The organism is Allomuricauda sp. ANG21, from assembly GCF_040705235.1.
Lineage (GTDB): Bacteria > Bacteroidota > Bacteroidia > Flavobacteriales > Flavobacteriaceae > Flagellimonas > Flagellimonas marina.
Window position 1 is genome coordinate 37,029 of sequence record NZ_JBFCVT010000018.1, and the last position, 11,700, is coordinate 48,728.

The 11,700-nt window shown below is 42.6% G+C and carries 10 protein-coding genes and 1 pseudogene; 2 read left to right on the forward strand and 9 right to left on the reverse strand.

Annotated elements, in window-relative coordinates; all coding sequences use genetic code 11:
* The 7 genes from AB1A65_RS17070 to folE form a co-directional block, all read right to left on the reverse strand.
* Positions 1–1,296, reverse strand: a complete 1,296-nt coding sequence (locus AB1A65_RS17070) for an ATP-binding cassette domain-containing protein (protein ID WP_366591145.1) — start codon at positions 1,294–1,296, stop codon at positions 1–3.
* A gap of 28 nt (positions 1,297–1,324) precedes the next feature.
* Positions 1,325–1,849: a GNAT family N-acetyltransferase gene (locus AB1A65_RS17075; RefSeq protein WP_366591146.1), complete on the reverse strand. Its 525-nt coding sequence runs from the start codon at positions 1,847–1,849 to the stop codon at positions 1,325–1,327.
* Positions 1,850–2,332, reverse strand: a complete 483-nt coding sequence (locus AB1A65_RS17080) for a DUF192 domain-containing protein (protein WP_366591147.1) — start codon at positions 2,330–2,332, stop codon at positions 1,850–1,852.
* Positions 2,333–2,336: 4 nt separating this feature from the next.
* Complete coding sequence (gene lgt, locus AB1A65_RS17085; protein ID WP_366591148.1) at positions 2,337–3,299, reverse strand: prolipoprotein diacylglyceryl transferase; 963 nt, start codon at positions 3,297–3,299, stop codon at positions 2,337–2,339.
* A gap of 165 nt (positions 3,300–3,464) precedes the next feature.
* Positions 3,465–3,692 carry a membrane protein insertion efficiency factor YidD gene (gene yidD, locus AB1A65_RS17090; RefSeq protein WP_366591149.1) on the reverse strand — a complete coding sequence of 76 codons (228 nt, stop codon included), beginning with the start codon at positions 3,690–3,692 and terminating at the stop codon, positions 3,465–3,467.
* 19 nt (positions 3,693–3,711) lie between these two features.
* Positions 3,712–5,193 carry a cysteine--tRNA ligase gene (cysS, locus tag AB1A65_RS17095; RefSeq protein ID WP_366591150.1) on the reverse strand — a complete coding sequence of 494 codons (1,482 nt, stop codon included), beginning with the start codon at positions 5,191–5,193 and terminating at the stop codon, positions 3,712–3,714.
* Positions 5,194–5,207: 14 nt separating this feature from the next.
* Positions 5,208–5,888: a GTP cyclohydrolase I FolE gene (gene folE, locus AB1A65_RS17100; RefSeq protein WP_366591151.1), complete on the reverse strand. Its 681-nt coding sequence runs from the start codon at positions 5,886–5,888 to the stop codon at positions 5,208–5,210.
* A 132-nt stretch (positions 5,889–6,020) separates the two neighbouring features.
* Here folE and AB1A65_RS17105 point away from each other — a divergent pair, with 132 nt between their 5' ends.
* A complete protein-coding gene (locus AB1A65_RS17105; protein ID WP_366591152.1) occupies positions 6,021–7,832 on the forward strand; it encodes a T9SS type B sorting domain-containing protein in 1,812 nt (603 codons plus the stop codon).
* Between the two features lie 116 nt (positions 7,833–7,948).
* Positions 7,949–9,388, forward strand: a complete 1,440-nt coding sequence (locus AB1A65_RS17110; protein WP_366591153.1) for a T9SS type B sorting domain-containing protein — start codon at positions 7,949–7,951, stop codon at positions 9,386–9,388.
* 55 nt (positions 9,389–9,443) lie between these two features.
* Here AB1A65_RS17110 and AB1A65_RS17115 read toward each other — a convergent pair whose 3' ends face one another.
* Both AB1A65_RS17115 and AB1A65_RS17120 read right to left on the reverse strand, forming a co-directional pair.
* Positions 9,444–10,943, reverse strand: a complete 1,500-nt coding sequence (locus AB1A65_RS17115) for an aromatic hydrocarbon degradation protein (protein WP_366591154.1) — start codon at positions 10,941–10,943, stop codon at positions 9,444–9,446.
* Between the two features lie 38 nt (positions 10,944–10,981).
* Positions 10,982–11,700 (reverse strand): annotated as a pseudogene (locus AB1A65_RS17120) (hypothetical protein); the annotation flags it as partial.

An 11,700-nucleotide genomic window follows, 5' to 3' on the forward strand; every position in this document is an offset into this window, starting at 1 on the left:
TTACACCTTAAAAGGCCGTTTCATTTTCTCTTGGAGCGGCCTTTTATTTTTCATTGTGTAAATACCTGTTGAGCCGTTTTCTGAAGGAATTAATTCAAAAATAAATTGGGGATCAAGCTTAGGTTCATCCCTATGCGAAACAAAAAGGATGGCCGAATCACTTTCTTTTGCGATTTTGTTCACCAAAGCCACAAACAAAGCCGCACTTTTATCATCCAGACCAGCGGTAGGTTCGTCCAATATAAGGAGAGGAGGGTGCTTCACCATGGCCCGTGCTGTCATTACCAATCGCTTTTCGCCGGAAGTAAGTTCACGGAAATGGGTGTCTTTTTTATCATGCATCCCTAGTAATTTTAACCATTGTCCAGCAAGGCGTCTTTCAGCCTGGGTTGGTAATACATATAAACCAATGGAATCGTGCAGGCCAGAGATAATCATATTTTCCAAACTGTGGTAACCTCTAAACTTATCGGTTACCGAGGGCGTAAAATAGCCTATCCTTTGCTTGAGATCCCATACACTTTCACCGCTGCCTTTCTTTTGCCCGAATAAGGTAAGGTCCTGTCCATATCCTTTATGGCTGTCTCCCGTGATTATGGACAACATGGTGGTTTTTCCACTGCCGTTAGGGCCTATCAATTGCCAAAACTCGCCTTGTTTTACAGACCAATTAATATCCTTTAAAACTTGCCGACCATTAAAACTTACCGATATATTGGTGAAATTGACCAATTCGGTACTTTCGTCTTTTATGGGATTGATGGGGGCGGGGATGGTGCCTTTAAATTGTGGGTCATCATAACGGTTGGCTTCCCAAAATGCTTCCGGGGATGCATATTTTTCCAATTCATTTCCGTTCAGTTTGAAGAAATCGGTGGTCACAGGGAGTATATCACCCAATCGACTTGTAAAATGTACCAAAGACCTCGACTTTGAAATTTCAGTTAATCGCTCTTTCAAACTTTCTTGGGTGGCCACATCCAAATTGTCAAACGGATTGATGAGCACCAAAAAATCAGGCTCTTGGTTTAACAAATAATTGAGCAGCGCTTTCTTTTGCTCACCGCTGCTCATCGTTTTTAAGGATTGTTCAGTATCCTTTGTCAGAATTTTTAGATCATGGCGGTCTTCTTCATCCATAAACCGCTCAATCTCTGACCTTGAAAACAGAAGTCCTCTCTTGTTTTGTAGAAACTTTAGTTCATCTATACTGATGTTGCCCAAAAGTTTGGCAACAAATTCTTGGGTCTGCGATGTGTTGTTGGTAAGAATCGCGTAGTTTTTGGGCTGGTCCATGCGAAGAAAATATCCCCTAAAATTACAATTATCCTTTGGTAACTCTAAAAATATGGACAGGATTATCCTTGTAATCGGTGGTTTTGTCCAAATACATCCCATTTTTTAGTGCAACTTTTTGGGAAGGAATATTATCCACATGGATAATGGAAATCAAAGAATTTGAAAAGTTGTTGGCAAAAGCAAATTCCTTGCATTTTTGAGCTGCCTCAAACGCAAAGCCTTGCAACCAAAATTTAGGTAAAATCGAGTATCCGATTTCCAGCTCTTCTACACCATCAACCTCTTGTACCAAAAGGCCACAAATACCAACCAACTCACCAGTTTCTTTTAAGATCAAGGCATTCATGCCGCCCAAGTCATTTTCATAGCGCTCAAATATTCGGTTGAATTGGGTTTGGCACGCTTCGATAGGGTCGGAGGAGAGTCCATCCCAAAACTGGGTGGATTTAGGGTTGTGGTAAAAGGGGAGCCAATCCTCAAAATCGGATGGTTCAATCTTTCGGAACAGCAAACGCTCCGAACTTTGGTTTTCCAGCAGATATTTTGACATCTAATTTCGGGTAAAGGAAATACTATCGCCCACCTGTAATCCCATTTGGTCAGACAGTCCGGCATTGATTTCCAACACATATTTTACCGGGGCATTTGAAGGTAGACTGTTTTCATTAAAGGGTTCCGCATTTTTTTGGAAGCTTGCGATTTTCTGATTGGCATCAATGTAAATGATATCCAAAGGAAACTCCGTGTTTTTCATATAAAAGGAATGCATGGCTTCCTCAGGAAAAATGAACAACATCCCCTGATTTTTTTCCATGGAAGACCGGTACATAAGGCCTGTTTGGGTTTCATACTCGGTATCCGCAATTTCAATATCAAAGTTTGAAACAATGGAATCCGTATCCTGTTTAAATATGGACAGGTCACCTTCTTTTTTAAATGCAATGGTTTCCGTCTTGATTTCACGTTTGGATTCCGTTTTGCATGCCAAAAACATAAAAAATGAAATGCAAACAAGGATGAAAATGTTTCGCATGATGTTATGCTTTTGACTTTATTGGCCGGAACATAAAGTAGAGCCCAATGATGACCATGGGGATACTCAACCACTGTCCAGTGGAGAGAAGGCCCAAAGATTCTTCGAACCCACCTTGACTTTTCTTGAAGAATTCCACCACAAAGCGGACTGCAAAAAGAAGTACCATGAACAACCCAAAAAGATAACCTGTTTTATCCTTTTTATCGGTTTTCCAGTACAAAAGATATAGAGTGATAAAGACAAAAACATAACAAATGGCCTCGTACAATTGTGCTGGATGGCGAAACGGAATCGACTCCAAAATAGAGGTGAAATCAGGATTATGTTCTATGGCCTTGTACGCCGCGTTTTCAGTTTGTTGCTTGGTCAAAGCCATGGCTTTGTAGGCCGGCATGTCGTCAGAATCCCGAATAAATCGAGTGGCCATAAAAAAGGACTCGTCAACGGTTTTTCCATTGATTTCGGAGTTGAAAAAATTCCCCAAACGCACAAAACAGGCTCCAATAGCGGATGGAATCACCAATCTGTCCAACAACCAAAGCATGTTGATGTCTTCCCATTTTCTACAGTATAACCACACGCCAATTATGGCAGCGATGGTAGCTCCGTGACTGGCCAACCCGGTAAAACCGGTGAATTCATACCCATTGATGATTCCAAAAAGGGATTCGTTTGCATTTTCTCGGATGGGCAACAGAATTTCCACCAAATGGTTTTGATAATACGCCCAATCATAGAAGAAAACATGACCTAAACGTGCACCGAGCATAATGGAGACCACGGTGTAAATGAATAGGGAGTCCAATTTTTCCATGGACTTTTTTTCATTTTGGAAGATTTTCTTCATGATGAACCAACCGACCACAAAGGCGGCAATCCAAAGAAGATTGTAATATTTTATCTGAATAAAACCCAATTTAAAAAGGGTGCCTTCGGGGTTCCAGTTAAAGCCTAGGAAATACATCTATGTGAATTTTTGGACTAATATAACTACTTTGAATGGTTGGGCCGTTGGATTGTTGCATTTTTGGTTACTCTTAACCTTTCTGAAACCATTTTGCGCTTGCACTTGAAACGTGTGTTTGAACTTGTTTTTTGAACTTGCACTTGTTTTTTGCACTTGCATTTGTCAAGGCACAGGATCATAACCACTTCCGCCCCAGGGATTGCAACTGGCAATTCTTTTTATAGAAAGCCAACCTCCTTTAAAAAGACCGTGTTTTCTAAGTGCTTCCAAGGTGTAGGTAGAACAGGTTGGAGAGTATCTGCAGGTAGCCGGGAGATAGGGTGAAATAAGGAGCTGGTAGCCACGGACCATAAAAACAAAAGGGGCGATAAGAATCTTTTTTAGTGACATTGTTCCCCCATTATTCTGTTTAATTTATACTGAAAGTAGTTCCGTCCTTACCATCCTTTAATTGTATTCCAAGAGCGGTCAATTCATCCCGAATCTTATCTGAAGTGGCAAAATCCTTGTTGGCACGTGCTTCGTTTCGCAACTGAATCAATAATTCCATTACTCCGTTCAATGCGTTGGAATCATCTTTTGCCAAAGATTGGTTTTCAATTCCCAAAACCTCATACACAAAAGCGGTCATGGTACTGCTCAATTCTGCTTTATCAGCCTCAGTAATGCTTTCCTTTTCTTCTTTAATCAAGTTGATGTGTTTTACCGCATCAAAAAGATGAGCAATAAGGATGGGTGTGTTGAAATCATCGTTCATGGCATCGTAGCATTTCTGCTTCCAAGCCAGTACATCGAAATCAGATTTTGAACCGGTTTTAAGGGCATCCAAACTGCCCATGGCCTCCATCAAACGGTTATACCCTTTTTCTGAAGCTTGTAGTGCCTCATCACTTAAATCCAAAATGCTGGTATAGTGGGCCTGCATCATAAAAAAGCGAACCACGGCTGGCGAGTAGGCCTTGCTCAGAATAGTATTGTCACCACTAATAATTTCAGAAGGATAGATATTGTTTCCTGTGGATTTGGACATCTTTTTTCCGTTCAAGGTCAACATATTGGCATGCAGCCAATATTTTACGGGTGATTTCCCCGTACTGGCCTCAGCTTGTGCAATTTCACACTCGTGGTGCGGGAATTTAAGGTCCATTCCACCCCCGTGGATGTCAAAGGTTTCACCCAAGTATTTGGTGCTCATGGCAGTACATTCCAAATGCCACCCTGGGAAACCATCGCCCCAAGGCGAAGGCCAACGCATGATATGTTGGGGTTCTGCTTTTTTCCAAAGCGCAAAATCCTGTGGATTTCGTTTTTCATCCTGTGCGGTAAGCTCTCGGGTATTGGCGATCATATCCTCCAACTTTCTTCCGCTAAGTTTACCGTATTCATGGTCCTTGTTGAATTTGATCACATCAAAATACACCGAACCGTTCGCTTCGTAAGCATAGCCTTTTTCAAGAATCTCCTTGATAATCTCTATTTGCTCAATAATATGTCCGGTGGCGGTAGGTTCAATACTTGGAGGCAATAAGTTGAACTGCTGTAGCGTATTGTGAAAATCCACGGTGTAGCGCTGTACCACTTCCATGGGCTCAATCTGTTCCAATTTTGCTTTTTTGGCGATTTTGTCCTCACCATCATCTGCATCATTTTCCAAATGCCCGGCATCAGTAATGTTGCGAACATAACGCACTTTGTAACCCAAATGCTTAAAGTACCTGAAAATCATGTCGAATGACATAAATGTGCGGCAATTGCCCAAATGTACATTGCTGTACACTGTTGGCCCACAGACATACATGCCTACATGGCCTTCATTTATGGGTTGAAAAACCTCTTTTTTTCCGGTAAGTGAATTGTGTACTCTAAGGTTTTGGTCCTTGTAAAGTTGCATTGAAAAATGTGGCGTTAAAAGTCGGTATCCAGATTGATGTAGTCCAAAAACTCCCTCCGTATGGCTTCGTCCTTGAATTTGCCCCCGTATTCTGCGGTAACGGTACTGCTTTCAATATCACGGATACCGCGGGAATTTACACATAAATGTTTTGCGTCAATGACACAGGCCACATCCTCGGTTCCCAGGACCTGCTGGAGTTCTTTTACAATTTGTATGTTCAACCGTTCTTGTACCTGAGGACGTTTGGCGTAATAGTCAACCACACGGTTCATTTTGGAAAGACCAACCACAGTACCATTGGAGATATAGGCAATATGGGCTCTTCCAATGATAGGCAACAGGTGATGTTCGCAAGTGGAGTAGAGTACAATGTTCTTTTCCACCAGCATTTCACCGTACTTGTATTTGTTTTCAAAGGTGGATGATTCTGGTTTGCGCTTGGGGTGCAATCCGCCAAAAACCTCTTTCACATACATTTTGGCGACCCTTTTTGGGGTTCCTGCAAGACTGTCATCGTCCAAATCAAGACCGAGGGTCAACATAATTTCACGGACATTTTTCTGTATCCGTTCAATTTTTTCCTCGTCGCTCAATACAAAAGCATCTTCCCTTATAGGGGTCTCTGTTGAAGAGCCAACATGATCGTTGCCCCTTTCCTCATACTGTTCTTCCAAAGCCTGCTCTAATTTCATAGCTGTTTCATCAAGACAGCAAAGATAACATTAATGAACGATTTAACATCTGGTATGGTGAGTTTGACAACATAAATTATTGTTAAGGCAAGGGCCTCACTATTTTTATAATGCCCAAACCTACAGTCTTTTATGGTAAAATTGGTGACTAGAACTTTAATCTTATGCCTTTTTTGGCAATTTTCACATGCCCAGGTTTCCCAAGAATGTGGCAATGCTATACCTATTTGTAGCAACACGCCGATCAATGGGGGTACCAATGGTTTTGGGGTTGATGATTTTAATGGTGCTAGTTCCAGTGGGTGTTTGGAGCAGACGTTATCTGGATCCATAGAATCCAATTCTGCTTGGTACCGATTCAGGACCGCAGCTTCGGGGCAGTTGGGCTTTAACATTGGGCACAATAGTAACGAAGATTGGGATTTTGCGCTTTATCGTGCTTCTGACTGCAACATGTTGGGTGAGCCCATTCGTTGTAACTTTTTCGATAACAGTGAAAACAAAAGCTTTATTGGAGTGGGGGTTGATCCCACCGGTGATGAAGATTCCGTACATTATGAAGATTGGCTTCAGGTAAATGCTGGTGAGGATTATTATCTCCTTATCAACAATTTTAGTAATGTGAACTCCGGTTTTTCCATTCAATTTACCGGAAACATATGGATTACCAACCCTAACGATGCCTTGGATTGCTCCATTATCAATAACCTGTTGGGGCCACCCATAGCCGCTTGTGAAAATGATCCTGTAGTGTTGGATGTCGCCACCTCTGGAGCTATGAGCTATGAATGGTATAGTGATACAGGAAGCGGGTTCCAACTTATATCTGGAGCCACTTCTTCAACATATTCTGTTCCATATTCGGCACAATATCGTGTTGTGGTCACAACGGGGATGGAAACAATCATCAGTGATGTTCAAGTTGGATTTACGCCCACGCCCACTACAGCTACTATGGCCGATACGGTTTATTGCCATGTTCCCAATATAGTTTTTGACCTTGGCACTAAGGATGCAGAGGCATTGGGTTCCCAAGATTCAAATGATTTTATGGTCAGCTACCATAGTTCTCAAGCGGATGCCAATTTGGGAATCAATCCACTGCAAAAACAATATGAAAAAAGTCCTGGACCGGAAACTATTTATGTACGGACCACTTCTTTGGCGAATCCAGATTGTTACGATGCTTCACAAAATTTTGTTTTGGATGCCATTGAAACCCCTGAAATTACCTTTGATGAGGAAGCGGTTATATGTGAAAGCTTGGGATTTGTTGAAATTGGTGAGACCATGCCCAATCCTGCATTTACCTATTTGTGGAGCACCGGGGAACAATCGCCCAGCATTATGGTTTCTGAGGAAGGTGAATATACCCTTACCATAACCAATACATCAAGCAACTCATCTTGCGAGGTCACCAGTACGATTGCAGTAAGCATGTCCACCCTACCCAGCATTGCTGATGTGGCCATAGACATACAAGATTTACGAACCAATAATATGGTTACCATCATTACAGAAGGGAATTCTGCAAACTTGGAATACCGAATGGATGATGGAGCCTATCAGTCCAACAATGTGTTTGAAGGCGTTACCCCGGGAAACCACAGGGTATACTTGCGCGATATTTATGGTTGCGGAGAGGTAGAGGATAACATAGTGGTGGTTGGTTTTTTGACCTCTTTTTCACCCAACGGCGATGTCCTTAATGAAAGCTGGCAAATTGAAGGGCTTTCTGAACTCAATTCTCCCATTGTTACCATTTATGACCGCTATGGAAAATTGATCAAGCAGATGACCGAATTTGATTCAGGGTGGGATGGTAGCTTCAACGGAAAACCGCTTCCGTCTACAGACTATTGGTTTAAACTGTCCTATATAGATGACGATGGTGTTCGCGTAAATGCCAAATACCTACAGAGCCATTTCTCCTTAGTTCGATAAGATGGCATGCAGTTTATCGATTAACTGCATATTTTTTCGTCCAACGTATACTAAAACCATGGCGTAGGGAGTTATACAGGTTAGAATATAGAATAACCTTATAGCCCCAAAATTCTATGAGAGCTCTATTAAGTGCTATCTGTTTACTTCTGTTTACCATTGTAGCGAGCGCTCAAAACTCCCCAGATTGTAGAACTGCCATTCCTGTTTGTGCCGATGCTCCTATCTTGGGAACCACTGATGGAGGGGGTGATATCGACGATTTTGACCCTGAGGTGATTACCCAGACCGGTTGTTTGGAAAAAGGGAGCAATAGTTCTGCCAATATAGAGAACAATACAGCATGGTATGTCTTTAGGGCTGGGACCGATGGACAGATAGGATTTGATATTGAAGCGCTTCCCGGACCAACGGGAGTGGTAACCGCAGAATGGGATTTTGCATTATATGGACCCTTTGATGAAACCTCTGGGCAGACGTTTTGCACCCTAATTGGAGATGGAAGTGCACAACCGATTCGATGTAACTACGAAACCAATGACACCAACTTTACTGGAATGGGCGTAAATCCGGTGGATGGAAGAGTGGGGGCTCCTTTTGTGAAGCAGAGCCAGAACACTTATGATGAATGGTTGGACGTTACCGCCGGTGAAATATATTACCTCTACATCAATAATTACAATACCAATTTTGATGACGACCCAGAATCTTTTGAGTTGACCTTTACCGGAAGTTCAGTGGATGCCGATCAGGACAATGCCTTGGATTGTACATTGCGAGATCAATTTTTAGGATTGGATATTGTAGCCTGCGAGGGTGATCCTGATATTGTCCTCAGTGCCCTAAATTCTCCAGCCGGCCCTAATATTGCTGATATCACTTGGGAATTGGATGCAGATGATGACGGAACCTACGAAACGGTTCTTGCTACAGGGGCGGGGCAGACCGAATGGACGGTTTCCAGTCCAAACTCCGGAAGGTATAGAGTGACTATTGAATCCACCTTTGGAAACACCATTCAAGATGATATCCTCATTACTTTTTATGGAACTCCTGAACTGGATGAGGTACGGGTCTTGGATGATTTGGTCAATAGTGATCAGACGGACCCCTATAATATTGAAATTGTTCCTGTGGGTGATGGCGACTATGAATATGCCATCAATCGTGGGGAGTTTCAAGATGATCCTATTTTCATGGATGTGCCTCCTGGGCTCAATACAGTTATCATTAATGATAAAAATGGTTGCGGTACCAGTGAACCCTTCGAGTTTTTAGTAGTGGGCTATCCTAAGTTTTTTACGCCCAATGGTGATTCATTTTACGATACTTGGAATGTTTTTGGCATTGAGGAATTGAACAATCCTGTGGTGTATATTTTTGACCGCTATGGAAAATTATTGAAAGAATTAGATCCCAGTCTTGGGTGGGACGGTACCTATAATGGCAGGGACCTACCTTCTTCTGATTATTGGTTTCGCTTGGACTACGACCGGGATAATAGCGGGGTAATTGTGGCACGTTCGGTACGTAGGCATTTTTCTTTGGTGCGATAGTAAACAAAAAAGGCCGGAATTCCTTCCGACCTTATTTTTAGTATTCTTTTTTCGATTAAAATTTAATGGTGTACCCCAATGAGATGTTGGTATTGATTCTGTTGACCATAGCGGCACTGTTGATGCCTGAGTCAAAAAAGAAAGCATTTACATCCTGCTCTGTTCTACTGAAAGCCAAATCCAATCGGCTTCCGCCAAAACTATATCCTATACCTCCAGAGAACCCGTTAAGGTCACCTACCAAGTCGCTATCTTCATAAGGGCTGCTCTCAAAGCGATATCCTCCTCGTAAGCTAATTTCATCAAATCGAATTTCCCCTCCCAAACGATACGTGTTCACCACACCCAATGTGCTGGCGATAAAATCATTTTCAGCAGAAAAATTAGGGTCCGAAGCAGGCCTAAGCTCTGCTTGCGACATATCTTGATAGCCATAATCAAAGCTTAAAAGGCCATCTTCACCAAAAACCACGGCAACACTTCCGGTCAGTTTTCCCGGAGTTTTGATTCGGTATTCCTCATAAAGGTTTACAATGCCAAAATCTATGAAGTTGATGTCAGAAACCGCAAGGGTAGAGTTGATACGTTGTGAAAAATCGTCGGTAAGTTCATACCAAGTGGGCGACTGATAGCTACCCCCCACACGGACACTTTCATTCAATTTTGCTATGGCTCCTAAACTAAATGAGAACCCATATCCTTCAGTGTACAATAGATTGTCAAAAGAAGTAAATTGAACAGGTGAATCTTGGTTATATCCGCTTTCATCCAAAAAGCTGATACGCTCATAGACAACACTATGGAAATTCAAAGAAGCCCCTAAATAGAGATTTTCTTCGTATTGACTGGCAAAGTTCAGGGTAAACTTGCTGTTGTAACCCGAGGTCCTCTGTAAGTACTCTTGATTGACACTATTGTAATCAGCATTGGAAAAATAAGAGGTATTGGCATCATCGTCCTCTGTAGGTTCAATAATACCTGCCTGAAAACCAAGAAACGCCTGCTGTGCTCCAAAGCCAAGGCTTGATCCGATATCCAAATAAGCTTCTTCTATAAACTCACCTTGCTGCACGCGTAGTGGACCCAAGGGTTCTCCTTGGGCAAAGTTCAAAAAGTAATTGTCGATACCCAGTGCTGTATTCCCTGCAGCGAAAAACTCGTTGTCAAAGTTTTGTACCATGTCATAGTTAAAGGCAAGTGCGATTTTCTTCCAAGGGCTATTGTTGGATTTAAAAACAAGAACTCCTCCCACCTGATTCAGCTCTAATGAGTTGAGCGTTGTGTTGCTGACGCTGTTTCCAAAAAGGGCATCATTGTTCCTATGGTAATTAGACCCTGTGACACTTAGTTCACTATAATTGAAAACCGCAGAACCCGCAGGGTTGATGTTAAGGGAGGATAAATCGCCCCCCAATGCTCCAAATGCACCGCCCATGGCTTGGAACCGTGCGGTTCCTATTGTATTATCCGTGCTATATCTTAGTACGTCATCAATGTTCTGGGCGCTTGCATATACGCATACCAGTGTCATGATGAGAGTTGAAATTCGTTTCATTTCCCGAGATTTAGTTTAACGTTAAAATTAGAGGAATCTTAGTTTCTTCCGTTGCCTCTTCCACCTCTTGAGGAGCCTCCAGATCTACTGGCACCAGAACTTCTGGAGCCACCACCAGAGCTTCTGTAACTTCCGCCTGAACTTCTGGAACTTGACCCACTGCTTCTGTAGCTTCTAGAGCTTGAACCACTTGAAGAGCGACTATAGTTGCTTCTACTGGGCGTTGACCTAGGTGAAGACTGATAGCTTCGTGTGCTTCTGCCCGAACTTCTGTATGTGGGTGAAGAAGAACTTCTGTTCACACTGCCACTCCTACTTCTGCTATAAGAGCTATTACTTCTGGACGAAGGCGATGTACCGTACGAACGATATGACCTGGAATTGCTGTTATAGTTAGGTGAGGTACGTGTACTTCTACTTGATCTATAATTTTGATTTCTGGCAACAGCGTCGGCACTAACGGCTCTTCTTGCTGTAGTTCCATTGCTATATGACCTTGATGTTCTTGATGAAGACCTAGCCACCGATCTATTGGAACGTCCGCTATCCGCCCTATATCTGGAGGTATAACCGCTATTTCTAGAGGCTAAGTTAGACCTTCCTCTAAGTGAAGTGCCAGGAATTCTGGAATCGCTGTATCCTCTGCGACCACGTGTAACGGCGTAGTTTCTTCCGTAATAGTTGTTGTAATAATAGGGATTCCAACCCCAATTGTTCCAGCCCCAACCGAGACCTCCCCAGCCCCAATTGCCAGCTT

Excerpts from the sequence above, each read along its gene's own strand:
- AB1A65_RS17110 (WP_366591153.1), top strand. The coding sequence starts at position 7,949 with ATGAGAGCTCTATTAAGTGCTATCTGTTTACTTCTGTTTACCATTGTA.
- AB1A65_RS17075 (WP_366591146.1), bottom strand. The coding sequence starts at position 1,849 with ATGTCAAAATATCTGCTGGAAAACCAAAGTTCGGAGCGTTTGCTGTTC.
- yidD (WP_366591149.1), bottom strand. The coding sequence starts at position 3,692 with ATGTCACTAAAAAAGATTCTTATCGCCCCTTTTGTTTTTATGGTCCGT.
- folE (WP_366591151.1), bottom strand. The coding sequence starts at position 5,888 with ATGAAATTAGAGCAGGCTTTGGAAGAACAGTATGAGGAAAGGGGCAAC.
- lgt (WP_366591148.1), bottom strand. The coding sequence starts at position 3,299 with ATGTATTTCCTAGGCTTTAACTGGAACCCCGAAGGCACCCTTTTTAAA.
- AB1A65_RS17105 (WP_366591152.1), top strand. The coding sequence starts at position 6,021 with ATGGTAAAATTGGTGACTAGAACTTTAATCTTATGCCTTTTTTGGCAA.
- cysS (WP_366591150.1), bottom strand. The coding sequence starts at position 5,193 with ATGCAACTTTACAAGGACCAAAACCTTAGAGTACACAATTCACTTACC.
- AB1A65_RS17080 (WP_366591147.1), bottom strand. The coding sequence starts at position 2,332 with ATGCGAAACATTTTCATCCTTGTTTGCATTTCATTTTTTATGTTTTTG.
- AB1A65_RS17115 (WP_366591154.1), bottom strand. The coding sequence starts at position 10,943 with ATGAAACGAATTTCAACTCTCATCATGACACTGGTATGCGTATATGCA.
- AB1A65_RS17070 (WP_366591145.1), bottom strand. The coding sequence starts at position 1,296 with ATGGACCAGCCCAAAAACTACGCGATTCTTACCAACAACACATCGCAG.